Source organism: Anaerococcus nagyae (assembly GCF_017874535.1).
GTDB lineage: Bacteria > Bacillota > Clostridia > Tissierellales > Peptoniphilaceae > Anaerococcus > Anaerococcus nagyae.
This window is the reverse complement of sequence record NZ_JAGGLS010000007.1, coordinates 80,920-106,046: the sequence shown is the minus strand read 5'-3', so window position 1 is coordinate 106,046 and position 25,127 is coordinate 80,920. Positions and strand designations below refer to the sequence as shown.

The 25,127-nt window shown below is 31.7% G+C and carries 29 protein-coding genes; 18 read left to right on the top strand and 11 right to left on the bottom strand.

The genetic code is table 11. The features are described from left to right. Positions 1-24 precede the first annotated feature (24 nt). The gene (locus J2Z39_RS06710) at positions 25-741 is read left to right on the top strand and encodes a hypothetical protein (protein ID WP_209814432.1); all 717 of its coding nucleotides are present in this window, start codon (positions 25-27) and stop codon (positions 739-741) included. Between the two features lie 37 nt (positions 742-778). On the opposite strand, the gene J2Z39_RS06705 is transcribed toward J2Z39_RS06710, so the two are convergent. Both J2Z39_RS06705 and J2Z39_RS08620 read right to left on the bottom strand, forming a co-directional pair. After that, positions 779-1,078, bottom strand: a complete 300-nt coding sequence (locus J2Z39_RS06705; RefSeq protein WP_117522285.1) for a hypothetical protein — start codon at positions 1,076-1,078, stop codon at positions 779-781. A gap of 126 nt (positions 1,079-1,204) precedes the next feature. Further along, the gene (locus tag J2Z39_RS08620) at positions 1,205-1,339 is read right to left on the bottom strand and encodes a hypothetical protein (RefSeq protein WP_281063106.1); all 135 of its coding nucleotides are present in this window, start codon (positions 1,337-1,339) and stop codon (positions 1,205-1,207) included. Between the two features lie 937 nt (positions 1,340-2,276). Between J2Z39_RS08620 and J2Z39_RS06695 the strand changes: the two genes are divergently transcribed. The 4 genes from J2Z39_RS06695 to J2Z39_RS08500 all read left to right on the top strand — a co-directional run bounded on the left by J2Z39_RS06695 (position 2,277) and on the right by J2Z39_RS08500 (position 4,038). Beyond that, positions 2,277-3,035, top strand: a complete 759-nt coding sequence (locus J2Z39_RS06695) for a polymorphic toxin type 35 domain-containing protein (protein ID WP_209814430.1) — start codon at positions 2,277-2,279, stop codon at positions 3,033-3,035. After that, positions 3,032-3,409 (top strand): hypothetical protein, encoded by a 378-nt coding sequence (locus J2Z39_RS06690; RefSeq protein ID WP_117522283.1) that lies wholly within the window; start codon positions 3,032-3,034, stop codon positions 3,407-3,409. Before J2Z39_RS06695 ends, J2Z39_RS06690 begins: the two co-directional genes overlap by 4 nt. Positions 3,410-3,502: 93 nt before the next feature. Beyond that, positions 3,503-3,838 (top strand): transposase, encoded by a 336-nt coding sequence (locus tag J2Z39_RS08505; RefSeq protein WP_245325730.1) that lies wholly within the window; start codon positions 3,503-3,505, stop codon positions 3,836-3,838. A 29-nt stretch (positions 3,839-3,867) separates the two neighbouring features. Beyond that, entirely contained in the window at positions 3,868-4,038 is a 171-nt protein-coding gene (locus J2Z39_RS08500; RefSeq protein WP_245325728.1) for a hypothetical protein, read from the top strand. A gap of 285 nt (positions 4,039-4,323) precedes the next feature. On the opposite strand, the gene J2Z39_RS06680 is transcribed toward J2Z39_RS08500, so the two are convergent. Then, complete coding sequence (locus J2Z39_RS06680; protein ID WP_209814428.1) at positions 4,324-5,094, bottom strand: hypothetical protein; 771 nt, start codon at positions 5,092-5,094, stop codon at positions 4,324-4,326. 208 nt (positions 5,095-5,302) lie between these two features. Between J2Z39_RS06680 and J2Z39_RS06675 the strand changes: the two genes are divergently transcribed. The 13 genes from J2Z39_RS06675 (at position 5,303) to J2Z39_RS06615 (ending at position 17,109) form a co-directional block, all read left to right on the top strand. Further along, entirely contained in the window at positions 5,303-6,544 is a 1,242-nt protein-coding gene (locus tag J2Z39_RS06675; RefSeq protein WP_209814426.1) for a putative DNA modification/repair radical SAM protein, read from the top strand. Positions 6,545-6,546: 2 nt separating this feature from the next. Then, positions 6,547-7,272 carry a TIGR03915 family putative DNA repair protein gene (locus tag J2Z39_RS06670; protein ID WP_245325726.1) on the top strand — a complete coding sequence of 242 codons (726 nt, stop codon included), beginning with the start codon at positions 6,547-6,549 and terminating at the stop codon, positions 7,270-7,272. Positions 7,273-7,486: 214 nt separating this feature from the next. Beyond that, positions 7,487-8,158: a response regulator transcription factor gene (locus J2Z39_RS06665; RefSeq protein WP_117522278.1), complete on the top strand. Its 672-nt coding sequence runs from the start codon at positions 7,487-7,489 to the stop codon at positions 8,156-8,158. Then, positions 8,148-9,260, top strand: a complete 1,113-nt coding sequence (locus tag J2Z39_RS06660; RefSeq protein WP_117522294.1) for a sensor histidine kinase — start codon at positions 8,148-8,150, stop codon at positions 9,258-9,260. Before J2Z39_RS06665 ends, J2Z39_RS06660 begins: the two co-directional genes overlap by 11 nt. A gap of 47 nt (positions 9,261-9,307) precedes the next feature. Continuing rightward, positions 9,308-9,454 (top strand): CD1871A family CXXC motif-containing protein, encoded by a 147-nt coding sequence (locus tag J2Z39_RS06655; RefSeq protein WP_181965157.1) that lies wholly within the window; start codon positions 9,308-9,310, stop codon positions 9,452-9,454. Then, entirely contained in the window at positions 9,447-10,340 is an 894-nt protein-coding gene (locus J2Z39_RS06650; RefSeq protein ID WP_209814424.1) for a 4Fe-4S binding protein, read from the top strand. Before J2Z39_RS06655 ends, J2Z39_RS06650 begins: the two co-directional genes overlap by 8 nt. Further along, positions 10,294-10,974: a TlpA family protein disulfide reductase gene (locus J2Z39_RS06645; protein WP_209814422.1), complete on the top strand. Its 681-nt coding sequence runs from the start codon at positions 10,294-10,296 to the stop codon at positions 10,972-10,974. Before J2Z39_RS06650 ends, J2Z39_RS06645 begins: the two co-directional genes overlap by 47 nt. A gap of 94 nt (positions 10,975-11,068) precedes the next feature. Then, on the top strand, positions 11,069-11,806 hold the full coding sequence (locus J2Z39_RS06640) for a hypothetical protein (RefSeq protein ID WP_209814420.1): 738 nt from the start codon (positions 11,069-11,071) through the stop codon (positions 11,804-11,806). 225 nt (positions 11,807-12,031) lie between these two features. After that, positions 12,032-12,478, top strand: a complete 447-nt coding sequence (locus J2Z39_RS06635; protein WP_209814418.1) for a MaoC/PaaZ C-terminal domain-containing protein — start codon at positions 12,032-12,034, stop codon at positions 12,476-12,478. A 419-nt stretch (positions 12,479-12,897) separates the two neighbouring features. Then, complete coding sequence (locus J2Z39_RS06630; protein WP_117522273.1) at positions 12,898-14,133, top strand: dicarboxylate/amino acid:cation symporter; 1,236 nt, start codon at positions 12,898-12,900, stop codon at positions 14,131-14,133. Between the two features lie 84 nt (positions 14,134-14,217). Then, complete coding sequence (gene sdaAB, locus J2Z39_RS06625; protein WP_117522272.1) at positions 14,218-14,880, top strand: L-serine ammonia-lyase, iron-sulfur-dependent subunit beta; 663 nt, start codon at positions 14,218-14,220, stop codon at positions 14,878-14,880. Between the two features lie 9 nt (positions 14,881-14,889). After that, a complete protein-coding gene (gene sdaAA, locus J2Z39_RS06620; protein WP_117522271.1) occupies positions 14,890-15,768 on the top strand; it encodes an L-serine ammonia-lyase, iron-sulfur-dependent, subunit alpha in 879 nt (292 codons plus the stop codon). A gap of 186 nt (positions 15,769-15,954) precedes the next feature. Continuing rightward, entirely contained in the window at positions 15,955-17,109 is a 1,155-nt protein-coding gene (locus J2Z39_RS06615) for an iron-containing alcohol dehydrogenase (RefSeq protein WP_209814416.1), read from the top strand. A gap of 101 nt (positions 17,110-17,210) precedes the next feature. Here J2Z39_RS06615 and J2Z39_RS06610 read toward each other — a convergent pair whose 3' ends face one another. The 8 genes from J2Z39_RS06610 to uxuA all read right to left on the bottom strand — a co-directional run bounded on the left by J2Z39_RS06610 (position 17,211) and on the right by uxuA (position 25,109). Then, complete coding sequence (locus J2Z39_RS06610; protein WP_209814414.1) at positions 17,211-17,798, bottom strand: GNAT family N-acetyltransferase; 588 nt, start codon at positions 17,796-17,798, stop codon at positions 17,211-17,213. A gap of 104 nt (positions 17,799-17,902) precedes the next feature. Beyond that, complete coding sequence (locus tag J2Z39_RS06605; protein WP_209814412.1) at positions 17,903-18,892, bottom strand: sugar kinase; 990 nt, start codon at positions 18,890-18,892, stop codon at positions 17,903-17,905. After that, positions 18,893-19,519 carry a bifunctional 2-keto-4-hydroxyglutarate aldolase/2-keto-3-deoxy-6-phosphogluconate aldolase gene (locus J2Z39_RS06600; protein ID WP_117522267.1) on the bottom strand — a complete coding sequence of 209 codons (627 nt, stop codon included), beginning with the start codon at positions 19,517-19,519 and terminating at the stop codon, positions 18,893-18,895. A gap of 9 nt (positions 19,520-19,528) precedes the next feature. Next, the gene (uxaC, locus tag J2Z39_RS06595; protein ID WP_209814410.1) at positions 19,529-20,941 is read right to left on the bottom strand and encodes a glucuronate isomerase; all 1,413 of its coding nucleotides are present in this window, start codon (positions 20,939-20,941) and stop codon (positions 19,529-19,531) included. Between the two features lie 11 nt (positions 20,942-20,952). Next, positions 20,953-22,254: a TRAP transporter large permease gene (locus J2Z39_RS06590; protein ID WP_209814408.1), complete on the bottom strand. Its 1,302-nt coding sequence runs from the start codon at positions 22,252-22,254 to the stop codon at positions 20,953-20,955. 1 nt (position 22,255) lies between these two features. Continuing rightward, a complete protein-coding gene (locus tag J2Z39_RS06585; protein ID WP_209814406.1) occupies positions 22,256-22,909 on the bottom strand; it encodes a TRAP transporter small permease in 654 nt (217 codons plus the stop codon). Between the two features lies 1 nt (position 22,910). Further along, positions 22,911-23,954: a TRAP transporter substrate-binding protein gene (locus J2Z39_RS06580; RefSeq protein WP_209814404.1), complete on the bottom strand. Its 1,044-nt coding sequence runs from the start codon at positions 23,952-23,954 to the stop codon at positions 22,911-22,913. A gap of 60 nt (positions 23,955-24,014) precedes the next feature. Then, positions 24,015-25,109, bottom strand: coding sequence for a mannonate dehydratase (gene uxuA / locus J2Z39_RS06575; protein ID WP_117522262.1), 1,095 nt, complete (start codon positions 25,107-25,109; stop codon positions 24,015-24,017). Positions 25,110-25,127: the final 18 nt, after the last annotated feature.

Below are 25,127 nucleotides of genomic sequence, written 5' to 3'. Positions count from 1 at the left end.
TTATAGAAATTATAAAGAGTGAATATGGATAGAAATTTATTAAGGCAATTAAAACACGATTTTGATATAAGTGAAGACTTAATTTTGAATGGAAATAATATTTTTACCTATAATCAAAGTAATAAAGAATTTATATACTATAATCAATGTAGTCTTGCTATAAATTGTGCAGGTGACAGCTTACTGGTTCGTTCTTCTAATAAAAAACTTCTAGATGAATTAGAGAAAAGCTATAAAGATTATCCTGCAGTTTGGTTTATGGAATTTGATAATATTAGAAAACTTGAAGAAATTCTTACAAAACACGATATGACTGTAAAAAATATGGGGCCTCTCATGACTACTAGTAGAGATTTTAGAAGAATAGAATCTACTTATGAATTTACTAGACTTAAGAAAAAAGATTTTATTAAATTCAAAGGTATTACTAAATTTGCCTTTGCTTTTGATGATGACGATAGGATGGCTTTAGCTTATTATGATAAGGATAAGTTAATAGCTATAGTTTCTGCAAGCTATAACTCTAAATATTTATGGGAAATAGGGGTAGAAAAATTTTCATATGACCCTATTTATAGAAATGTAGCGTCTTATTTAGTAAATAATTTGACTTTTTTAGTAAAAAAAGAAAATCCAGATGTAAGTACTATTTATACAACGCAATTTTCTCATACAAAGTCTATTAATGTAGCAATAAATGCAGGTTATCAGTTTAGCTTATCACTTATAGCAGCAGACTAAAAAAGAGTAGAGCTTTTAAGCTTTACTCTTTTTATTTTTATGATGAGAATGATACTGTTTGTGCTATACCATCTTTTACTTCAACAATTAATGCAAGACCTGATTCAGTAATTCCCTTGTAATATTCATTGAACTCATCAATAGTAAAAGTTTGAGGTTCAGCCATACCACCAGTTGCTTGGAATTTAGTATTTTCATTTATTTTAAAGTTATAAGTATTGTTATCTAGTTTTTTAGCGTTTTCATAATCCCCAGGATTTATCATATGATCCATAGATCCTTTAACAGTTAAAGATCCATCTTTTGCTTCAACTGAATAAGTATCTGCAATAGACATTTCAGCATCTCTTACACCTTGTTTGCTAGCTATAAGAGTTGAAACATATCTTCCATCTTCTGTTTCTATCTTATTATTGTCTTCTTTAGTATCAGCTGCTTTATTTTCATCAGCATCTTTTATTGCTTAATCAACAATACCATTGGATTCTTTATGATCCTCTGTGACTACTTCTGTAGAGTCTTTGCTGTTATTTATATCTGCTGTACTATTATTACACGCAGCAAGTGATACAGTAATAAGAGGTTCAAAGTATGGCACAACTTCACACCCATTTATAGGACTTTTAATATATGCAGATTGTGGCAGTAAATTAAGTTACATGGATCTGTCAGAACATAGAGAAAAGAATTATAATAGTATTATTCTTTTGTATGTCAACACTATAGAATCAGAAAATACACTTGCTGTATGCGCTATATCAAAGCAAAAACAGTTAATAAAATTCTCTTAAAATCAATCAAGGAAATAACAGACTTTGCCAAAGAAGAAAATAAATACTGTATTTTGAACAAGAAATTGAAAGCTAGCAACGGAGAAAGGTTTACACTGATAAATTACTAAAAAATGATAGAGAAATACACAGATTTAAGGTACTGACCGTACCAATGATAAATGAGTATACGGAAAATATTATAGTCCATGAAGCAACGAGAGGAAAAAAGGAAAGAATCGAAAACAACAAATTGATGTGTACTTTAATTTTATAGGACATGTAAAAGTATAAAAAAATTGTTAATAAAATAATGCAATCAATACTTGCAAAAATATTAAGTATAGACGTGTAATGTAGATATAGTTATGAGGGGAAACTTTTAATTAAGAATAGAATTAGAGAACTTAGAAAAGGAAAAAAATTACACAAGAAGAACTTGTTGAAAATTTGAATATTACAAGAAAATATATAAGCTTGCTGGAAAAAGTGAAATGGAAGCATCTATAAAAGTTGGCAAATACTATAGCTAAAATTTTGGAGTATGTATTTACAAGGTGTTTGATTTAGATTGGAAAGATACATATTCTTGTAACCATTGAAAGTGAATTAATTAGTCAAGATTTTTTTATTAAAATATATTAGAGGGGGTGTAGTTATTATGAAGTATTTTAATCCTTAGAGGTATTAAGAATGGAGACAAAATATTTGTTAATATGTAAAAACGCAATATTTAGAAAAAAATGAAAGGCAATAGGTGAGAACATGAGTAAAAAATATAATAAAATCATTAGTTTTTTATTAGCGATGATAATGATGCTATCGGGAATTTTTTGCAATTCCCATACTTCATATGCACAAGAGGTTAGCAAAGTTATTAATGTTGAAGAAAATACAGTGATAACTCTTGAAGACGGCAGAAAAGTAACTGCCGAGGAATTTTTAGATATACTTGAAAATTATTCTGGTGATATTTATAAGATAAATGACAAAGAATTGGAATCAGTATCTAAAAATATTAGTAGAAGTGAAAATGGTATAGCATTGCGTTCTGCTGGGGCAATTCCAATGAATGATGTAATGAAAATTATGGCAGGGACATGGTATATACCCGGTATTGGGGAGATAGTGGTAGCTGGTGGAGCAATTTTAATCGGAGGAGTCGCTATATATAAAGTTAGCGGATGGATGGCAGAGCAGGTGAAAAACTGGCTCACTTCAAGAGCTGTATCGAAGCAGGCTGAAAGAGCAGTAAATGGTTTAGGAGATGTAAACTCTAATAGAGCTAATCACATTCTTCAAACAAAGCATAAGTGGAGTAGTTTAGTTCCAGGTGGATCAAAGGATCCAAATAGATGGAACAAAATAAAAGAAATTATAAAAAAGGTATTAATTGATGGAAAAGAATCTAAATATGGAAGTGCATATAAAAAGACTTTAAATTATAAAGGAAAGGTTGTAGAAGTAACATTTCAAAAACTCAAAGATGGTGTTATTTCTATTTCAAATGCGTGGGTAAAATGAATACAATATTGGAAGACTATTTTTCTTTTGAAAGCAATATGTTTTTTAGCTCAAATGAGTTGATGGATAATTTGAATGAAGAATTTGTACTGGAGGGAGAGAATTATCTTAGTAAAGAAGGAATAGATACATCGAATATATATTTTAAGTTATTGGCACAATTGTATTATCTAAAAAGTGAAAATAATGTAAGTGCCTCGTTGTTAGCACATGTTAACTATATTATTGCTTATTATGTAGGGTTATTTTTACATCCGATTAATGGAGATTTTCTTGCATTAAAATATATAAATGAAGCTATTGAGTTAGAAAATGATAACAACAAAATAGAAAAATATAAAGAGCTAATTGCTATGATAAAGGAAGAAATATAATAATTGAAATAAAAGTAAACTTTAAGTAATAAAAACGGTAAATCTAATCTGAGCTGAACCCCAAAATCTGGAATATTGATTGAGGGGTTTTTCATGCAAAAATACACAAAAGAATTTAAAATTAAAATAATGATGGAATATTTATCTGGAGAAACAGGAGGTCATAGAGCACTAGCTAAAAATACGATATTCCTGAAGGTACTATTTGAGGGATGGATAGTTAAATACAATTCTGGAGGATTTGCTAACTTAACTAAAAAGAAAAATAATAATAAATATACTAATGAATTTAAACTATCTGTAATACAATATAGGAAAATTTATACTACTTCGCTTAGACAGACTGCTGAGTACTTCAATATTGTTAATGGATCTATGATATATATATATGGGAGAAAGCATATCAAAAAAGTGGTTTATCTGGGCTAGAAGATAATAGAGGAAGGCCTAGGAAAAACATGTCTAAAGCAGATAAGAAATTTAAGAACGAAAAGCCAATAGAAAAATCTGAAAGAGAAGAAAATAAATATCTTAAAATGCAAATACTATTCGAAAAAAATTTCAAGCCTTGCTACTGGAAGAGGAAGCAGAAGCAAGGAAAGAACAAAGATAATACTTCATCTTCTTAAAGAACATCCTTATACAAAAGTAAGTGAATGGATAAAAGTAGCTAAATTTCCTAAATCAGTATACTATGAATGAAAGATTAAATTAGAAAATCCAATAGACAAAGATAAAGAAGTAAGAAAAGAAATAGAGACTTATATTAATGGCACAACTAGGACAGGATAGGATAAAGACAAAATTAAACGGAATATCACCTGCCGATTACAGATTACATTCCGCTTAAAATATTATTAAGTTATTTCGTGTTTAGGGGCTTAGCTCATTTTTAAGCTTTACTCTTTTTATTTTTATGATGAGAATGATACTGTTTGTGCTATACCATCTTTTACTTCAACAATTAATGCAAGACCTGATTCAGTAATTCCCTTGTAATATTCATTAAACTCATCAATAGTAAAAGTTTGAGGTTCAGCCATACCACCAGTTGCTTGGAATTTAGTATTTTCATTTATTTTAAAGTTATAAGTATTGTTGTCTAGTTCTTTAGCATTTTCATAATCCCCAGGATTTATCATATGATCCATAGATCCTTTAACAGTTAAAGCCCCGTCTTTCGCCTCAACTGAATAAGTATCTGCAATAGACATTTCAGCATCTCTTACACCTTGTTTGCTAGCTATAAGAGTTGAAACATATCGACCATCTTCTGTTTGATAATTCATATCTTCATTATTATTAATTTGGTTATTATTTTGTTCAATTGTGTTAGTTTCTTGCTCTGTATCTTCAGACTTAGAAACCTTATTTTCTTTCTTTTCTTCTTTATTTACGTCTATACTAGTACTCTTTTCTTGCTCAGAGCTCTCTTTTTTCTCTGCTTCTGTCTTATTAGTATCTTCTTTTTTAATTTCCTCAACTTCATCAGAATCAGCTGCCTTATTTTCATCAGCATCTTTTATCGATTCATCAATAATATCATTGGTATCTTTATTGTCCTCTGTGACTACTTCTGTAGAATCTGCACTGTTATTTGTATTTGCTGTACTATTATTACACGCAGCAAGAGAAACAGTAAGCATAGCTACTAGAAGCGTTTTATTTAAACTTTTGATCTGCATAAACATCCTCCTACTATATATATTTTACCATATTTTTGCTAGATTTCTGTTAATTTATTATATATAGATACCCAATTAATTTATATTATTTTAATATATGATTTGATATTGTTATATAAATTAGTAATAGACAATGAACGACTTGAAAGTATAATAGACTTACCGCATAAGAAATTCCATAAGATAATATTAGCAAAGGAAATGGAATATGAATATAAGAGAAAAACTTGAAATTTTAGCTGATGCAGCCAAGTATGATGTATCTTGCTCATCTAGTGGATCTTCTAGAAAAAATAAAAATAATGGATTAGGCAATGGGTCAATAGGTGGCATATGTCACTCTTGGTCTGAGGATGGCAGATGTATATCTTTGCTTAAGATTCTAATGACTAATTCGTGTATATATAATTGTGAGTATTGTATAAATCGTAGAGAAAATGAAAGAGTACGTGTTACTTTTAGTCCAGAAGAAGTGGTAAATTTAACAATGAACTTCTATCGTAGAAATTATATAGAAGGTTTATTTTTATCTTCTGGAGTCATCAAAAATCCTGATTATACTATGGAAAATTTAATAAGAGTAGCTGAACTTTTAAGATATAAATATAATTTTAATGGTCATATCCATATGAAAGCTATACCAGGGGCAAGTGAAGATCTTGTAAAGCGTATGGGACTTTTGGTTGATCGTATGTCTATTAATATTGAACTACCTACAAAAGAATCTCTAAAGCTTTTAGCGCCTGAAAAGAAAATAGGTGATATAGTAAGACCTATGGGCAATGTTAAAAACGAGATGATGGTCTATGGAGTAGATAGAAAAGTATTTGCACATACTCCTAAATTCTTGCCTGCTGGTCAAACTACACAGATGATTATAGGTGCTGGTGGTGAAAGTGATCTAGATATAATAAAAACTAGTGAAAAACTGTATAATAATTATTCATTAAAAAGAGTTTATTATTCAGGATTTGTACCAGTTGTAAAGTCAAAATATACCCAAGGTATTGATAAGACCCCACTATTACGTGAACACAGGCTTTATCAGGCTGATTTTTTGATGAGAGGATATAACTTTAAGGCAAAAGATTTATTAGATAGCAAGAATTTTAATTTAGATTTATCTATTGACCCTAAAAGCAATTGGGCTATTAACAATATTGAAAAATTTCCTATTGAAATCAATAAGGCATCTTATAGTGAGTTAATGAAAGTGCCAGGTTTTGGTAGGACTTATGCTAATCGTATTATTGAGGCTAGAAAGTTTCATAAGCTAACTTATGATAGCTTAAAAGCTATGAAAATATCAACAAAAAGAGCTAAACATTTTATTCTTGTAAATGGAATTTATAAAGGATTTAAGTTTAATGATCCTAATGATCTAAGAACTCTTATTAGTACATCTGATAATATCAACTATGAACAACTATCTATGTTTGATAGGAACTAATAATGATCTATAACTATGATGGAAGTTTTGATGGACTACTTACAATTATATTCGTAAAATATAAGGAAATTGGTAAGTGTGAAATCAGTACACAAAGTAATCAGGTTAACTTTTTGGAAAGTGAATTTGTAGAAACTGACTTAGTGAAAGCAGAAAGAGTTATAAGTTCAATAAAGGCTAATATAGGTGAAGAATTTTTTGTTAATGTCTTTAAAGTTTTTAAGTCAAATTTTGCGAAAAGAGAAGAAGTTATTGCAATTACGATAAAATCTTGTCTTCTATATGGAAGAGTATATTTAGGATCATCCAAAAAATCAGCTGTCAAATTTAGAGAGATAGTAAAAAGTTTTAATCATGAAGTTCATTTTTATAAAGGTTTAGCCAGATTTAGAGAAATCCAAGAAGGATTTTTATTAGCAGAAATAGAACCAGATCATGATTCACTAATGCATATAACTGATCATTTTTTAAAAAGAATGCCATCAGAAAAATTTATTATTTATGATAAAAATAGAAAAAAAGCTTCTATTTGTATAAACGGGACTTACGAAGAAGTAGAAATTTTAGAAATGGATGCAATAGAAACAAATGATGAGAAAATTTTTAAAGAAGCTTGGATTGGATTCTATAATTCTATAGGTATAGATGAGAGAAAAAATCATAAGTTGATGGTAAGTAATATGCCAAAGAAGTATTGGAAGTATCTGCCTGAGAAACAATCTTTATAGTAGCTTGGTATAAAGGATTAATAGTAGTAAGAGTAAAAGAATGAGTAAACTTAAGTATATCATTTTTTATACCTTTAATACTAATATGAACTTAGACTTACTAATAATATATGATATAAATATTTTTTATAAAAGTGGATTATTTATAATCCTCTTTTTCTTTACCAAAATTTAACTACATACTATGTTATAATAGGCTAAAATGGAGGGTAATATGCGTGTTTTAGTCGTAGAAGACGATTTAGATTTAATAGATTTACTAGAAGAAGGTTTAACTATGTATGGTTATGCTGTTGATAAGGCCTATGATGGAGAAGAAGCTATTGATATGGCCTATGTAGAAAGCTATGACGTTATAGTTTTGGACATAAACTTACCTAAAAAGGATGGATTTGAAGTCTTAAAGGAGGTGCGCAAGAATGACCAAGAAGTTAATATAATTATGTTAACTGCAAGAAGTGATATAGACGATAGGGTCAAGGGACTAGATTATGGAGCTAATGATTATATGGTAAAACCTTTTGATTTAAAAGAACTTGATGCTAGAATGCGTGCGCTTTTACGCCGTAAATCTGTTACGGAATCAAATATTATAGAAGCTTGTGGTATGAAATTTGATACTACCACCCGTGAGGCTTACGTAGGGGATACTAAGCTTAATTTAACTCTTAAGGAAACAGGAATTCTGGAGTATTTATTTTTAAACCAAGAAAAGTATGTATCTAGTGAAGAGCTTATAGATCATGTTTGGGATTCTAATGCTGATAGTTTTTCTAATTCTGTAAGAGTACATATGTCTTCGCTTAGGAAAAAAATTAAGGAAGTTAGCGGAGAAAATAAAATAGAAAATGTAATTGGTAAGGGCTATAGGATTTATGAAGAATGATAAAGTCTACCAATCTATAGTATTTAAGCTAATAGTAGCGGTTGTAATTATTTTTATATCCATGCTTACTATTACAAATTACATGATAAACCAAAAGCAAATTCAAATGACAGAGGAGATGCTATATCAAATAGAACGCTATATGCCAGCATATAGGAATTCTGTAGTAGTAACGGTAAACAATGCTCATTTACAATCAACAGCTGACTTTAGAATATATTCTTTTGTTGTAACAGGTCTTGTTATTGTAATTGGCTCAATGATTTTTGCTGTAATAATATCAAAAATTTTAGCTCCTCTTAAGAGTCTTCAGAAAAATATAGCAAAAATTGACATAGATAAACCAGAAACTTTTTCTGATAACCTATTAGTAGAAGATGGATCAAGCGAGATTGTAGACTTATCCAAAAGTTTTAATAATCTTATGGATAGGATCTATAAGGATTATAGGAGACAAAAGGATTTTTCTGCAAATGTTGCCCATGAACTTAGGACACCTGTTGCAATAATGAAAGCTCAGGTCGATGTTTTTAAGCGCAAGAATAACGATAAATATGCACAGGATTTTGCTGAAAAAATAGATGATAATTTAGAGAAACTTAAAAATCTTATAGAGTCAGTTCTTATGTTTTCTAAAAAGCAGGACTTAAATATAAGTGAAGTTTGTGTAACATCTCTCATAGAAGAGATTTTATTTGACCTTGAAGATAAGATTGCTAAGAAGAATATAAGAATTGATTTTGAAAAAAATGATAATTTATGTTTAAAAACAGATGATGTATTGTTGCAAAGATTATTATTTAATATAATAGAAAATTCTGTAAAATATAATATAAATAATGGGTTTATAAAAATTGATACTAAAAAAGAAGAGAATAAATTAGTTATAGAAGTCTCTGATGGTGGTATAGGAATGAGTGCTGAGCAGAAAGAAAAGATTTTTGATTTATTTTACCAAGCTGATAATTCTAGACACAAGGAAGGCTTTGGTATAGGTCTTGCTCTATCTAAGCAAATAGCTGATACATTAGGAGCTAGGATAGTCGTAAAAGATAATCAACCACAAGGTAGTAAGTTTTTATTAATATTTCCAAATTCTTAACACTAAATTAACGTTTTATTTACTATCATTATTTATGAGGTAAAGATATGACAAAAAAGGATAAAAATTTAATTAGTGGAACGATACTAATATTATCCCTAGGATTTATGGTATATGGAGTCTATAGGGGAGAGGTAAATTCTGTATTTACTAAGGCAATTAATCTGTGTTTGGAGTGTATAGGAATTGGATAAGCTAAGAAATATATCGAGAAACAAAATTCAAGGACTAGTAGCTCTTTTATATAATTTACATATACCAAATTTTTTTAAGGGCAAGATTTATAATGGGTCAACTAAGAAAGTTTGCTTACCTGGACTAAACTGTTACTCATGTCCAGGAGCAGCAGGTTCTTGTCCGATAGGATCCATGCAAGCTGTAATGGGATCTAAAAAATACAGGTTTTCCTATTATGTGTTTGGGATGATGGCGTTTTTTGGTGTGATGGTAGCAAGATTAATTTGTGGATTTTTGTGTCCTATGGGTTTGTTTCAAGACTTGCTTAATAAGATACCAACTAAAAAAGTATCTACAAAGAAGCTGAAACCACTTAGACTTATAAAATATATCATCCTATTTTCACTAATTTTAGCTTTAGGCTTAGTTATGAGAGACAGATATGAAGTAATCCCTCCCTACTTTTGCAAGTATATTTGTCCTCAAGGAATTATCCAGGGAGCCATTCCTTTAGCTATCAAAAATCCTTCCCTACGATTGGGACTTGGAAAGTTATTTAATTTAAAACTTGGGATTTTGATAATTACTATTATGCTATCTATAATATTTTACAGACCATTTTGTAAGTGGATTTGTCCACTCGGTGCTTTTTATTCATTTTTCAACAAATACTCCTTCTATCAAATGAAAGTGGATGAAAATAAGTGCATAGATTGTGGCAAATGTGCTAGAGTTTGTAAGATGGATGTAGATATAAGAAAAAATAATGCTCACTTGGAATGTATAAGGTGTCATGAATGTACTAAAGCTTGTCCTACAAAAGCCATATCTTCCTCTTTGTTACAAAGGAGAGAAAATGAAAAAGATAAACAAATATTATTTACTAATTCTAGCAGGTCTTAGTCTTGCTGCTTGCACAAGCAACCAAAAAGCAGATAGACTATCAGATAATAAAACAGAAACTAAAGTTGAGAATAAAGAAGAAGTACCAGCAAAACAAGCAGGTATGAATGATCCTTCAAAAGCAAAGAAAGAAGAAAGTACTGAGATAAGCGAAAAGTCAGATTCTAATAAAAAACTTCCAGTATTTACATCTAAAGATCAAGATGGAAATCCATTTTCAAATGAAGATATAGCTAAAAATGATGCAACTGTAATAAACTTATGGTTTACGGGATGTTCAGCTTGCATAGAAGAAATGGATGAGATGAATGATATAGCAGATGAGATTAAAAAAGAAGACGGAGTTGATTTTGTGTCTATGTGTACAGATGTAAACTACGATGATTCTACAAAAGAAGTTTATAGTAGGATTATGAAAGACAAGAAGCCTACATATAAGGCTCTTGCTGTGGACTATGAGGGGGATATGAAAGATTACTTAGAAGGAATTTTTGTATATCCGACAACAATTGTAGTAGATAAAAATGGAAAGATTATAGGGGACCCTATAGAAGGAACTTTGATTCCACAAGAACAAAAAGATAAGCTTAAAGAAAATATAAATAAGGCAATAGAAAGCTCAAAAGCATCCTAAGGTGGGTGCTTTTTTGAATTTAACGATTATTTCATAACGTTTGGGTATAAAATATAAATAAATATTATAATGTAAAGAGAAGAGAAAGGAAACTATGAAGTATAAGAAAATTTTAGCTACATCATTATCATTAGGACTAGTTTTTGCAGGAGCAACCCAAGTTTATGCATCAGAGGATTACATTGAAGAAGCAAATAATAATGTGCTTTCAACTTCAAATGGAGGTCAAGGATTGGAAAAAGCTTGGAATAAAGAAGACTTAGAAGAAACTAATAAGCTAGAAATAAATCCTAAATATGTTGCAGATAATACTCAAAGACTTGGAGCTAGTAGAGAAAGTAGGATTATCGGTGAAGATAATAAAGGCAATAAGGCAGAATCTTCTGCAGATAAAACTAAAAAAAATAATAATGAAGGTAAAAAGCCAGTTATAATTGAAAAACCAGCAACAAATGATAACAAAAATCAAGATCCTACATCAGAAGCTGGATCAAAAGGAGATTCAACAAATAATAATGGCAACGAAGGTAAAGAGCCTGTAATTATAGATAAAGAAACTTCTGATGATAACAAAGGAAATGAAAATCCTTCTAATACAGCTGATGGATCGCAAATATCAGATGAAAGTGGACTAACAAATGGAGCAAAAGGTCAGGCTTATCCAAAAGGAACAACAATAGAAATCACAAAAGTTTCTAATAATAAAAAAGAAGAGAAAAAGACGAACACAGAAGCTGGAGCTAATCCCAAAACAGGTATTTTTGCATCAAGCTCAGTAATTGGAGTTCTTGTAGCAGCAAGTGCAGCTTATACTGGTAGTAAAAGAAAATAATAAACTAATAAGGAGTAGTTGCCAATTATCGTCCCATCATTATATAAGTTTCTCTTAGGAAATTTTTTACATAGCCTGTCGACTCGTGTAGGCAAAATTTCCGCATAGGTTCTTCTAATGATTTTGGGACGATTTATTTACTCTGCAACAGTTTCTTTTAGTTTGCAAATATACATAGATATTTATTATCAATCTAGGGTATATATAAAATGAAGTGAGGTAAATATGTATTTTGAAGACTATAAAATTGGTCAAATTTTTGATCAAGAGATAGAATCTTTATCTTTTAGTGAAGATGAACTTATAGAATATGCCAAAAAATATGACCCTAGACCAATCCATATAGATAAAGAAGTTGCAAAAAAATCTCGTTTTGGAAAGATAATAGCATCGGGGTCTTTTGCGAATATGGCTTTTTGGGCTCAATGGGTAAAGACAGGCATAGATGCTGATGGAGTTGTGGCAGGTGTTAGTGTAGATAAGGCAGAGTGGTTAAAGCCAATTTACCCTGATACCCTTTATGATATTAAGGTAGAAACTGTAGATAAAAAAGTACGAATAGAGGGAAAAGATGGTTTTGTAAGCCAAAAGCTTATGGTTTACAATCCAGAGGGAGAACTTTGCTTAACATATATTGGTAGGGCTCTGGTTAATTTTAAAGAAAATAGATAAAATGATTAATTAATAATGATATTTGCTAATAGCGAAGGTAGTGTCTTTTTTGAAAGATACTGATAATATTAAATATTACCAAAATAGAAAAAATTTTATTATAACATTTGGAGGATTTTAAGTCACAATTTATTTTTAGAATATAAGATAACTTTAGGGATGCGTAAATCAATTACTTTAAAACAAGCTAAGTCTTTTGATAACTAGTTATAAAACTTGTTATCTTATATAGACTTACAATATTAATTGATAAAATTTGATAAATATAAGTCACGAATTAGTCATATTTTAACAAAAATTTAAGCTCTATGTGTAAATCATGGGAATATTTTTGAAAAGTATTTCTTTTTTTTATAAAGTATGATACAATCATTATTGCAAAGGTTTACATATAATTTTTAATTTAAGGAGAAATTTTTATGGCAAGTTCGAAGAAAAAAATCGGATTAGTTCCAAAAATGCTTGTAGCAATTCTTTTAGGTGTACTAGCTGGTAGATATATGCCAGAATGGTTTATCAGAATTGCAATCACATTTTCAAGTATTTTCGGATCATTTTTATCATTTATTATTCCTCTAATGATCTTAGCTTTTGTAACAAAAGGTATATCAGATCTAGGAGATGGTGCAGGGAAACTTTTAGGTGTTACAGTTTTAATATCTTACTTATCAACTCTAATTGCTGGTAGCTTATCATATATTATGTCTAGTAACATATTCCCTAAATTTATTACACAAGAACAAATAAACTCTATAATAGCAACAGAAGGGTCAGACCTTGAGCCGTTTTTTAAAGTACCTATTACACCATTTTTTGATGTAACAAGTGCTTTGATATTTGCATTTATGATGGGTATTTGTATTTCATGGTTAAGAAAAAATGGAAGCGGAGAAGTATTATACAAAGGCTTTAGCGAATTTAATGCAATTATTACTCAAGTATTAGCAAGAGCTATAGTACCGCTTTTACCATTTTTCATTTTTGGTAACTTCTCAGAAATGAGCTATAATGGTTCTGTATTTGCAGTACTTAATATCTTCTGGAGAATATTTATTTGTATTATTATTCTTCACTTATTATATGTAACATTGATGTTTGTTCTTTCCGGTTCTTACACTGGTAAGAATCCTTTTGCTATGATTAAGAATGAAGTAAAAGGCTATATGACAGCTGTAGGTACTCAATCATCAGCTGCAACAATACCGGTGAACTTAGAATGTGCAGCAAACAATGGTGTTAGTCGTGAGATAGCAGATTTCGTAGTTCCTCTTGGAGCAACAGTTCATATGCCAGGATCTATGATTACAATTACAGGTTGTACATTCACTATTCTTTATATGTATAATATGCCTCACTCATTTGGTATGATGTTATCACTTATAGCTACTCTAGGAGTTGCTATGGTAGCAGCACCAGGTGCTCCAGGTGGAGCTGTTATGAGTGCTCTTCCATTTATGCCAATGGTAGGTATAGCTCCAGAATCAGCTATGGCAAGTTTACTAATTTCACTTTATCTAACCCAAGACTCATTTGGTACAGCAGCAAACATCTCAGGTGATGTGGCTATTGCTAATGCAGTAGATAAAATATATAATAGAAAAATAAAGGGTGACAAAAATTGGAAACCAATACCAGTAAATCCTGATGCAGAATAATACTGGTTTAGCCTTTGCAAAACAAAATCAAGGTAGCATTTAATTGCTACCTTTCTCTTTGTAAAATAAAAAAAGGAGTTTATAATGGCAGTTAATGCTTCAATTTTTGATATAATAGGTCCAGTAATGGTTGGACCAAGCAGCTCACACACAGCAGGAGCTTGCAAAATTGCTAATGTAGCACAAAAAATGGTAGATCCAGGATTTAATGAAGTAGATTTTTATTTACATGGATCTTTTGCAAAAACTTATAAAGGACATGGAACTAATAGGGCTCTAGTAGGTGGAGTATTAGGTTTTGGTCCAGAAGATGATAGAATTATAAATGCATTTGAGTATGCAAAGATAAAAGGATTAAGCTATAAATTTATTGAAACAGATCTTGGAGAAGTACATCCAAATACTGTTAGAATGATATTTAAGTATCCTGATGGTAGAGCACCTATAGATATTCAAGGATCATCTATAGGTGGTGGTGCTATAGTTATCAATAGAATCTATGGTAATCCTATTGAATATTATGCAAAAAGACCAACTTTATTTATGGCTTATGGTGAACAAAAAGGTGTTATAGCTTTTGTATCAAGTATACTTTATAATGATGGTTATAATATACATGAGATGAAAACTATAAAAGATGGAGATAATGTAATGCTAGTTTGTGAGCTAGATGAACCATTAAGAGATGATATTTTTGAAAAGATTAAAGCGGGTAAAGATTTTAACTTTATCAAGTATATAGGTTAGGAAGATATTATGCTTACTAAATTTGAAATTTTAAAAGAAAGATGCAAAAAAGAAGAACTAGAGCTTTGGGAACTTTCTATAATAGATGAAATGGAAAATTCAGATAAAACTGAAGAGGAGATATTTGATAGACTCCAAAGAACTTTAGATGTAATGAAAAAATCAGCTCATGCAGCCCTTGAGGAACCTGTAACATCTGTAACTGGTATGACAGGTGGGAATGCAAAAACTATGAATGATTATTTCTTAGGTGGACAATCAATCTTAGGAGAAACTGCAGCTAAGGCTATGGCAATGGCCTTATCAACATCAGAAGTAAATGCAGCAATGGGTAGAATAGTTGCAGCTCCAACTGCAGGAGCTTCAGGTATTCTACCAGCTACACTTATGACTATGTATCATAAATATGGTTTTGACGATAGAAAGCTTATGGAAGCGATGCTTGTAGCAACTCAAGTAGGTCAAGTAATTTTTGATAACGCTACATTTGCAGGAGCTGAAGGTGGATGTCAAGCAGAAACAGGTTCAGCAGCAGCAATGGCAGCAGCAGCAGCATGCTACTTAAGAGGATCTGATATAGAAACTCAAGAAAAAGCAGCAACTTGCGCTCTATTAAATATTATGGGTTTAGTATGTGATCCAATAGGTGGTATGGTAGAATTCCCATGTAACCTTAGAAATGCTAATGGAGTTATGAATGCTCTAGCAAGTGCTGATATGGCAATGGCTGGAGTTAGAATGTATGTAACCTTTGATGAAGCAGTAGATGCAATGAAGAGAGTAGGAGATGCTCTTCCAAGTGGACTTAGAGAAACAGGTCAAGGCGGTATAGCAGTATGTCCATCAGCTTTAAAATTAAAAGAAAAATATATTGATGGAACAGTCTAAAAATAAATATTAATGAGAGAAGGGTAAGCCAATTAGGTTTACCCTTTTTATGTACAAATTTATATTTATGCTTAGAAATGCACTGTTTAAATTTTGCTATAAAGAATATGGTCTATTATTTGACAAAATTAATGATTTATAATAAAATAATGATAAATAAATAATTAACAAAAGGAGATGAGGATTATGCCACTAAAAACTTACAGTGTTCCAAGAGTTATTGTGCATGGTAAAGATGCACTAGATTATCTAAAAGAACTTGATGGCAAAAAAGCTAGCATAGTGACCGGGGGATCTTCTATGAAAAAATTTGGATTTCTAGACAAGGTCAAGGAAATTCTTGAACAAGGGGGAATAGAAGTTCAAATAATAGATGGAGTAGAGCCTGACCCTTCTATCAAGACTTGTATAGAAGGTGGGAGAAAGATGGCAGAGTTTAAGCCTGATTGGATTGTTGCCTTAGGCGGTGGTTCTGCTATGGATGCAGCAAAGGTCATGTGGGTTTATTATGAACACCCAGACTATGATTTTAATAAGCTTGCTAATTTTGAAAATCCTCCACTTAGAACTAAGGCAAGAATGGTATGTATAGCTTCTACATCGGGTACTGCATCGGAGATTACTGCTTTTTCTGTTATAACAGATACAGAAAGTAAGATTAAGTATCCTCTAGTACATGCTGATTTTATTCCAGATGTTGCTATAGTGGATCCTGAGATTCCTTCAAAAATGCCAGCTCTAATTACTGCTCAGACAGGTATGGATGTTATGACTCATGCTATAGAATCCTATGTTTCAACAGCGGCAGATGATTATACAAAACCTCATTCTCTAAGAGCTATAGAGCTAGTATTTGATAATCTTAAAAAAGCTTATGATAATGGAGATGACCTAGATGCAAGGGAAAAGATGCATGATGCTTCAACACTTGCGGGCATGGCTTTCTCAAATGCCTCTCTTGGTATAGTTCACTCCATGGCTCATAAAATTGGTGGAATTTTCCACTTAACTCATGGCGAGGCAAACGCAATAATGTTACCTTATATAATTGATTACAACAGAAAGGAAAGTGATAAATATGATCAACTAGAAAGGCTTCTCGGTATAGATGATATAGCAGAGGAAGTCAGAAAATTGAACGCTTCTGTAGGTATTACATCATGTATAAAAGATGGTAAAAATACAGAAATAGCAGAAAAAGATTTTAATGAAGTCTTAGAGGAAATGAGCAAAAATGCTTTTGCAGATGCTTGTACACTGACAAATCCTAGAAATACTTCTGCTAGCGATATCAAAAGGATATATAAAGCAGCTTACTATGGAGAAAAAGTAGACTTCTAGAAAATAAATTACTCCTTAAATAACAAATGGTTTATAAAAAATCGGCTATTACATTTAACTGGTAAAATGTAGTAGCCGATTTTGATTTTTTTTAAAAAAGTTTATAGATAATTGGGTTTAATGTTTATATTTTTATTAGGATTTAATAGAATATTTAATGTGCCAGCTTCCTTGGTATTTATATTTGTAGTAAAAACTGTTTTTTTATAAGCTTTAAAGCCACATTTTTTCTGGAGATTTCTGGACGCTTCATTGTAAGCGAAATAACCTGCTAATAAAAAATCATAGTTTAGAGTATTAAATAAATATTCAATGATTTTAAATATTGCCTCACTCATAAGACCACATCTCCAATAATTCTTGCTTAATACAAAGCCTAATTCTCTACCAATATAACTTTTGAATTCTATAAGTTCCTCTTCTGGTCCATATTTTTCTACGCTAATAGATCCTATAGTTTTATTATCTTTCTTATGATAAATAGCAAAGGTTTTATTATCCTCTATAAAATTATCTAAGATGTTCTTTGACTCTTCCTTGCTCTCATGGTGTTTCCAACCGGCTTTTTCTCCCACTCCAGCGATAGAAGCATATTCATAAAAATCATCCAAGTCATATTCTTCAAAAGCCCTTAGTATAAGTCTATCCGTTTCCAAAATTTTTCCATCAATCTTAAAATTAGCATTCATCTTTAACTCCTAATGCTTAGATATTTTTGATGATTTTACTACATATATAAAATTTATAAAGTTAAAGAAAAGGAGATAATGTATTAAAAAAGTTACGGTTTAAGTTACCTTTGTACTAAAGTAGATCCTCCATTTGAAAGCTTTTCTATTTCCTCTTTACTTAAAACATTAGCATCTCCTAATATAGTATGTTTCCATACGCTTGTAGCTGTGGCAAATTCTAGAGTTTCTTGAGTATCTTTACCATCTAATAATCCTGATATGAGACCGCTTGTAAATGAATCTCCTCCACCAACTCTATCGACTATATCAAAGCTATATTCTTTACTAGTGTATAGTTTTTTGCCATCGTAGAGTCTTGCGTATAAGGAGTTGCGGTTTGCCGAATGGCTTTTTCTAAAGGTAGAGACTGCGGTTTTAACTCCATAAGTTTCAACCATTCTCTTTAGTAATTTTTCATGTTTGTCATCACTTAAGTCGTCTTTAATTTCTAATAGGATATCTGGACTAAAACCTATAATTATATCAGCATATTTGAGTAAGTCTTTCATAGTCTCGTTAGCATCTTCTAGACTCCACATTTTTGCTCTGTAATTTACGTCTATAACTATAGTTAATCCCCTTTCTTTGGCAAATTCTAGAGCCTTTTTTGTAAGTTTACAAGCATTAGGACTTACTGCTGGACTTATACCTGTAACTAAGAATAAGTCAGCTTTATCAAAAATTTTATCAAAGTTAAAATCATCGATTTTTACATTAGCAAAAGCTGAATCTGCTCTGTCATAAATTACATTGCTAGCTCTTACAGAGTATCCCTTTTCTAGATAGTATAAACCTAATCTATTTCCACCAAAAATAACATTTTCTGTGTGAACACCGTATTTTCTTAGAGAATTTATTGCAGCATGGCCTATTGCATTGTCTGGTACTTTTGTTACAAATTGAGTTTCATAACCAAGATTAGAAAGGGCTATGGCTACATTTGCTTCTGCGCCTCCATAGTTTATGTCAAAGCTGTTTGCTTGCAGAAATCTTTCATATCCTGGAGGTGAGAGTCTTAGCATAATCTCTCCTAAGGTTACTATTTTTTTCATTTAGCTACGTACCTTTTTTATAGTTTCTAGATATTTTTTAGATTGATAGACTATGTCATCATGGTTACCTTTTACAAGGTTTGATCCAGCTCCTACTGCAAAGACTCCAGCATTAAACCATTCTTCAAGATTATCTAAGTTAACTCCGCCTGTGGGCATGATATTTGCTGTTGGAAGTGGACCGTGAATTGCTTTTACATAGGATGGTCCTGCTAGAGAACCTGGGAATAGTTTTATTAAATCTACTCCATATTCCAATGCTTTTGTTATTTCTGTAAAACTCATACAACCCGGTATATATGGTAGTTGGTATAGATTACACATTTTTGCAACTTCTTTATCAAATCCTGGGGATACTATAAATTTTGCTCCATTTAAGATTGCAAGTCTTGCAGTTGTGCTATCCATCACAGTACCTGCTCCAAGAGTAACTGTTTCAGGAAGCTCTTCATTGAGTTCTTTAAATACATCTAAGGCATTTGGTATAGTAAAAGTTACTTCAAGTATATCTATTCCGCCATCGATTAAGGCTTTACAATAATCAAGGGCTTCTTTGCTTGAATTTCCTCTAATAACTGGAACAATTCCTAATTCGTGAACTTTATTTAATACGTCATATTTTAACATTCTTGCCTCCTACAAGTCTATTTTTATAATGTTTTTAGCATTATTAAAACAAATATCTTTTACCATATTTCCTAAGAATTCTTCATCCCATGGATATTCACCATCAGCTATAATTTCTCCTATAAATCTACATAAAAGTCTTCTAAAGTATTCATGTCTTGGATATGATAGGAAGGATCTTGAGTCTGTTATCATACCTATAGATTTTGCAAAAGCAGATGTTGCAGACATAATTTTCATCTGATCAAGCATTCCTTCCTTATGGTCTATGTGCCACCAGCTCGGTCCTATCTGTGCTGTTAGAACATTTTCATCATTCCCTCTATTAAATGAACCTGCAATTGTCGAAGCTGGGTAGAATTCGGCTGGGTTAAGTGGGAATATTATAGTTCTTGGAATTGCTCCTTTTTGCTCGATTATATTTAAGAGATTAGCAAGATTTTCTGCCCAAGGCTCATCATTTGTTGCATCTGCTCCAACATCATTACCGAGTTTATTGTAAAGCTTAGTTGAGTTATCTCTTATAACACCTATATGAAGTTCCATAGCCCAATTAAGTTCATTATACTTACTACCTAACCATATCATAAGAGCAGTTTTATAAGCATCTTCTTCCCTTATTTCAAGTTTTTCTCCATTTAATTTCTTTCTTATAATCTCATTTACTTCTTTATCACTTATTTCTTCAAATGGAATGTATTTGAAAGCTTGATCGCTTGCTTCACATCCTTTTTCTTTAAAAAAATTCATTCTTTTTTCTAAAGCTTCTTTTAATGTATCAAATGAATTAATCTCTACTCCTGCTACTTCTGATAATTCTTTTATATAGCTAGTGTAGCTATCTTTTTCTATGGATATGGCCTTATCTGGTCTAAATGCTGGTTTTACTTTTGTTTGAAAACTTTCATCTTCTGCTAGTAAGTCGTGATAGTGAAGATCATCTATAGGATCATTTGTAGTACACACTGCAGCCACATTGCTCATTTTGATAAGTTCACGTGGTCTAAAATCATCTTGAGTTAATTTTTCGTTTGTAATATTAAATATTTCTTCTGCCGTATCAGGCTCTAGGCAATAGTCTATATCAAAATATTTTTTTAGCTCTAGATGTGTCCAATGATAGATTGGATTGCCTATTAGGTTAGGCATTGTAGCAGCATAGGATTTGAATTTATCAAGGTCCGATGCATTTCCTGTTATAAGATCTTCATCTATACCAACTGCTCTCATCACTCGCCATTTGTAGTGATCTCCTCCAAGCCAGGCCTTTGTTATAGAATTTATTTTTTCGTTTTTATATATTTCTTCTGCTTCAAGGTGGCAGTGCCAATCAAAAATAGGCATATCTTTTGCATAGTTATGATAAAGTATTTTTGCATATTCTGTATTTAATAGAAAGTCATTTGTTAAAAATTTTTTCATCTAAAGCTCCTTTATAGTAATCCTGCACTTTGTGGCCAAGCTAGTGTTATAGCAGGAATATAGGTAACAAGTACTAGTCCTATTAGTATGAATAGATAGTATCTAATCATATATGGCATGACTTTGGATAGGGAAGTATCTCCTACTTTGATGGCCACAAATAAAGTGTTTCCAACCGGTGGAGTAATATTCCCTATACATAGGTTATAAATTATTATAAGCCCAAATTGAACTGGATTCATTCCAAAGGATTCTACTATTGGTAAAAATAATGGTGTAAATATAAGTATAGCTGGAGTTACATCCATAAAGGTACCTGATACGAGTAGGATAATATTCATTATTAAAAGTAGGATGATTGGATTTTCTGTTACTGATAATAGAGCGTTTCCTATCATTTGTGGTATACCTGTAAAAGCCATAACCCAAGATAAGATATTACTTACACCTATTAAAAATACTACAATTGCACTCATTTTCGCTGATTCTATAATGATGTCTATTATTTTATTAAAGTTAAGATTCTTATATATAAGCCCTAATATGAGTGAATAAACTACTGATATAGCTGATCCCTCTGTAGCTGTAAATACTCCAGCTACAATTCCACCTATTACTATAAAGATTAGTCCAAGAGCAGGTAGTGCAGCAAGAGTTGCACGTCCTAGATTTGCCCAAGAAAACTTATCTTTATCACCTTGATATCCTTTTTTTCTTGCGATATGAACTGCAACTATTATGCAGGCAAGAGTCCATATAAGTCCTGGTATATATCCTGCAAGGAATAAAGCTGCTATTGAAGTACCACCTGAAACTAGGGAATAGGTTATAAGGGCATTGCTTGGGGGTATAAGTAGCCCTGCTGGTGCACTTGCTGCATTTGTTGCTGCAGATAGAGCATTGTCATATCCCATTTTCTCTTCTCCTTCTTTTACCATGGAACCAACCGCTGCAGCAGCAGCTGAGGCTGATCCTGAGATTGCTCCAAAAAGTGCATTAGCTCCCGCATTTGTTACAAGGAGTGCACCAGGAAGTTTGCCAAGTATTGCCATTACAAAATTCACAAGTCTTTTTGCTATACCACCCTCGTTCATGAGGTTGCCAGCTAGTATAAAAAATGGAATTGCTGTAAGGGTAAATGAGCTCATTCCTACAAATGTTCGTTGGGCCGCAGTAAGCACTGCTACATTTAAATCTATAGTTGATAATATTGTTATAATTGAAGCTATACCTATTGAAAAAGCTATTGGTACACCTAATAGTAAGAGTATAGCTAATGATATTAAAATTACTGCTAAGGCTTGTCCACCCATTTTACTCTCCTTTGTTGCTATTACTTTCAAATACTAATTTATCATCATTTTGAGGTATCTTATAATCTGATTTTTTAGTTTTTGATTTGTTTTCTTTTAGCTTATCTATATCATTTTCGTTTTTAAACTTGGCAACACTTGCTTGATTTGCTATGCGTTCAGAACTAGCCGCTGCTGATTCGGCTTGGATAAAGACCACCCTTCCTTTTGCTATATCAACTATGTTCATTAGAGAATAGATCATGTTGATAATTCCGGTAAAGGGGAGTGGGATATAAAATATTCCTATAGCTACTCCTAAAGATGAGGTCATTTGGTTTAAAGCAAGCTTTGTAATTCTTATTCCACCATATGTGAGAACAAAAAGCGAAAATAAAAATATCATTATTTCAGAAAATATAGCCATGTTTTTTTGAAAAACTGGACTTTTCGTTTCTACAAAGGCAGGTATATTCATATGATCGCGTTCGCTTACTATAAGGCTTGCTCCAAATAAGGTAGTCCAAGCAAAGAGAAAGCTTACAAGCTCTTCTGACCAAGTTGATGGACTTTTAAGTATATATCTAGTAAATACTTGCCATATTACAAATATAAGCATTACAAAAAGAGTAGCTGCAGATAAGAATCTATTTATTTTATCTAATACTTTCCTCATTTTACTCAATCTCCTTTTTTGCTGGATATTCTTTGTTGTATTTTTGTATTGCCTTATAGTAAGGCTGAAGTTTGGTATTTCTTTTTAGAACTTCATCTGTAAGGGGTGCAACTTTTTTTACAAATTCATTTTGGTCTGGATATATGAATTCTACTCCTTGTTCATTTGCTGCCTTTTTCTTGGCGTTTTCAACGGCTATTACCCATTCTTTTCTTTGGGTCTCATTTAGTATCTTGAACCCTTCTTCAAACACTTTACGATCTTTTTCAGGTAGCTTATTAAGCCAGTCATAGTTTGCAATTACTATATCTGGAACCATTTGGTGCATATCATATGAATAGTATTTACAAATATCGCCATGCCCATTATCTGTTAAGGACATTTCATTATTCTCAGCACCATCTATAATTCCTGCCTGTAAAGCTGTATAAACTTCGCCAAATCCCATAGGAGATGCAGAACTGCCTAATAAGCTCATCATCTTTACATTAGTAGGAGATTGCTGTACTCTAATCTTAAGTCCTTTAAGGTCATTCGCACTTTCTATAGGCCTATCTTTGGTATAAAAGGAACGGCTACCAGCATCTAGCCAAGTTACAGCCTCAAATCCAGCATCTTTTGTAGATGTAAAGATTGGATTTGTTATAGATTTATCATCCATAACATGGTGGTAGGATTCAGGAGAAACAAATAGATAGGGTAAGTTAAATATTTCGTATACATTATCAAATGTTTCTAGTATTGCATTACTAGCTACGCATATATTTATAGCTCCTGTTTGTGTAAGCTGCACCATATCTGTTTGAGATCCCAATAGTTCTGATGGGAATACCTGCACATCGTATTTATCGCCTAAGTTATCTTCTATGTATTTTTCAAAGGCTATAAGACCTAGATGAGTAGGGTGTTTTTGCGATTGGTTATGACCTACTCTTATGATAATTTTATCGGTATTAGTCTTACTATTGGTTTTATTTGATCCACAAGAAGTCAAAATAAGTCCAAAGAATAAAACTAGAGTTATTAATTTCTTATTAAATTTCATTGTTATCCTCAAATTTCAATTATTTAGATGATCTAACATTAGTCAGACCATCTAAATCATCTAATACTTCTTCTTAGAATCGTATCTATCTTCGTCTTTTTCGATTGCTTCTAAAAGACCATTCAGATATGTTACTCCTAAGGCTCTATCATAAAGACCATAGCCTGCGCGTCCTTCTTCTCCCCAAATCATACGTCCGTGATCTGGTCTAATATATCCATCAAATCCAGCATCTTTGAGGGATTTCATGATTTCATACATATCTAGAGAACCATAATCACTCTTATGAGCTGCTTCATAGAATTTTCTATCTCCTGTAAATTTGATGTTTCTAGCATGGACTGCTCCAATTTTTCCTCTTTTAGCAAAGTCATATAGTATAGCAGGAATATCATTTTCTTTGCGGGAGCCAAGAGAACCAGTGCATAGACAAAGGGTATTGGATGGGCTATCTACTAAATTTACAATTTTTTCTAGGTCTTCTACAGTAGAGGTTATTCTTGGTATATCAAATATTGGCCAAGCTGGATCGTCTGGATGGACTGCCATTTTGATTCCTAGATCTTCGCAGATTGGAATAATAGCTTCTAGGAAGTATTTATAGTTTTCACGAAGCTTCTTTTCGTCGATATCCTTGTACTTTTCTAAAACTTCTTCTAAAAGCTCAAGCCTTTCTGGTTCCCAGCCAGGTAATTGAAAGTCTCCAGCGCCTTTAAGAATTCCATCTACCATATCACGAGGCGTAAGTCCTTCTACCATTTTTTGGTCAAAGGCTAAAGTATTTGAGCCATCAGGAAGTCCATGTTTAAGCTCTGTCTTAACCCAGTCAAATACTGGCATGAAGTTATAGATTACAGTTTTCACACCGCATTCTGCAACATTTCTAAGTGATTGTTTATAATTTTCTATATATTTATCACGTGTTGGAAGACCCATTTTAATGTCTTCATGAACGTTAATTGATTCTATGATTTCGCATTCAAGACCTGCTGCATGAACTTCATTAACATATTTTTGAAAAGTTTCCTTATCCCAAATTTCGCCAGCTTCAAACTCATTCATCATACACATAACTCCAGTTACACCTGGGATTTGTTTGATATATTTAAGCTTTATAGGATCGTCATTACCATAATGTCTAAATGTCATTTTCATAAGTTTTATTCCTTTCCA

What these genes read in the sequence shown, in the direction of transcription:
- J2Z39_RS06710 (WP_209814432.1), top strand. Translation starts at nt 25, where the DNA reads ATGGATAGAAATTTATTAAGGCAATTAAAACACGATTTTGATATAAGT.
- J2Z39_RS06705 (WP_117522285.1), bottom strand. Translation starts at nt 1,078, where the DNA reads ATGTCTATTGCAGATACTTATTCAGTTGAAGCAAAAGATGGATCTTTA.
- J2Z39_RS06695 (WP_209814430.1), top strand. Translation starts at nt 2,277, where the DNA reads ATGAGTAAAAAATATAATAAAATCATTAGTTTTTTATTAGCGATGATA.
- J2Z39_RS06690 (WP_117522283.1), top strand. Translation starts at nt 3,032, where the DNA reads ATGAATACAATATTGGAAGACTATTTTTCTTTTGAAAGCAATATGTTT.
- J2Z39_RS08505 (WP_245325730.1), top strand. Translation starts at nt 3,503, where the DNA reads ATGCAAAAATACACAAAAGAATTTAAAATTAAAATAATGATGGAATAT.
- J2Z39_RS08500 (WP_245325728.1), top strand. Translation starts at nt 3,868, where the DNA reads ATGTCTAAAGCAGATAAGAAATTTAAGAACGAAAAGCCAATAGAAAAA.
- J2Z39_RS06680 (WP_209814428.1), bottom strand. Translation starts at nt 5,094, where the DNA reads ATGCAGATCAAAAGTTTAAATAAAACGCTTCTAGTAGCTATGCTTACT.
- J2Z39_RS06675 (WP_209814426.1), top strand. Translation starts at nt 5,303, where the DNA reads ATGAATATAAGAGAAAAACTTGAAATTTTAGCTGATGCAGCCAAGTAT.
- J2Z39_RS06670 (WP_245325726.1), top strand. Translation starts at nt 6,547, where the DNA reads ATGATCTATAACTATGATGGAAGTTTTGATGGACTACTTACAATTATA.
- J2Z39_RS06665 (WP_117522278.1), top strand. Translation starts at nt 7,487, where the DNA reads ATGCGTGTTTTAGTCGTAGAAGACGATTTAGATTTAATAGATTTACTA.
- J2Z39_RS06660 (WP_117522294.1), top strand. Translation starts at nt 8,148, where the DNA reads ATGAAGAATGATAAAGTCTACCAATCTATAGTATTTAAGCTAATAGTA.
- J2Z39_RS06655 (WP_181965157.1), top strand. Translation starts at nt 9,308, where the DNA reads ATGACAAAAAAGGATAAAAATTTAATTAGTGGAACGATACTAATATTA.
- J2Z39_RS06645 (WP_209814422.1), top strand. Translation starts at nt 10,294, where the DNA reads ATGAAAAAGATAAACAAATATTATTTACTAATTCTAGCAGGTCTTAGT.
- J2Z39_RS06640 (WP_209814420.1), top strand. Translation starts at nt 11,069, where the DNA reads ATGAAGTATAAGAAAATTTTAGCTACATCATTATCATTAGGACTAGTT.
- J2Z39_RS06635 (WP_209814418.1), top strand. Translation starts at nt 12,032, where the DNA reads ATGTATTTTGAAGACTATAAAATTGGTCAAATTTTTGATCAAGAGATA.
- J2Z39_RS06630 (WP_117522273.1), top strand. Translation starts at nt 12,898, where the DNA reads ATGGCAAGTTCGAAGAAAAAAATCGGATTAGTTCCAAAAATGCTTGTA.
- sdaAB (WP_117522272.1), top strand. Translation starts at nt 14,218, where the DNA reads ATGGCAGTTAATGCTTCAATTTTTGATATAATAGGTCCAGTAATGGTT.
- sdaAA (WP_117522271.1), top strand. Translation starts at nt 14,890, where the DNA reads ATGCTTACTAAATTTGAAATTTTAAAAGAAAGATGCAAAAAAGAAGAA.
- J2Z39_RS06615 (WP_209814416.1), top strand. Translation starts at nt 15,955, where the DNA reads ATGCCACTAAAAACTTACAGTGTTCCAAGAGTTATTGTGCATGGTAAA.
- J2Z39_RS06610 (WP_209814414.1), bottom strand. Translation starts at nt 17,798, where the DNA reads ATGAATGCTAATTTTAAGATTGATGGAAAAATTTTGGAAACGGATAGA.
- J2Z39_RS06605 (WP_209814412.1), bottom strand. Translation starts at nt 18,892, where the DNA reads ATGAAAAAAATAGTAACCTTAGGAGAGATTATGCTAAGACTCTCACCT.
- J2Z39_RS06600 (WP_117522267.1), bottom strand. Translation starts at nt 19,519, where the DNA reads ATGTTAAAATATGACGTATTAAATAAAGTTCACGAATTAGGAATTGTT.
- uxaC (WP_209814410.1), bottom strand. Translation starts at nt 20,941, where the DNA reads ATGAAAAAATTTTTAACAAATGACTTTCTATTAAATACAGAATATGCA.
- J2Z39_RS06590 (WP_209814408.1), bottom strand. Translation starts at nt 22,254, where the DNA reads ATGGGTGGACAAGCCTTAGCAGTAATTTTAATATCATTAGCTATACTC.
- J2Z39_RS06585 (WP_209814406.1), bottom strand. Translation starts at nt 22,909, where the DNA reads ATGAGGAAAGTATTAGATAAAATAAATAGATTCTTATCTGCAGCTACT.
- J2Z39_RS06580 (WP_209814404.1), bottom strand. Translation starts at nt 23,954, where the DNA reads ATGAAATTTAATAAGAAATTAATAACTCTAGTTTTATTCTTTGGACTT.
- uxuA (WP_117522262.1), bottom strand. Translation starts at nt 25,109, where the DNA reads ATGAAAATGACATTTAGACATTATGGTAATGACGATCCTATAAAGCTT.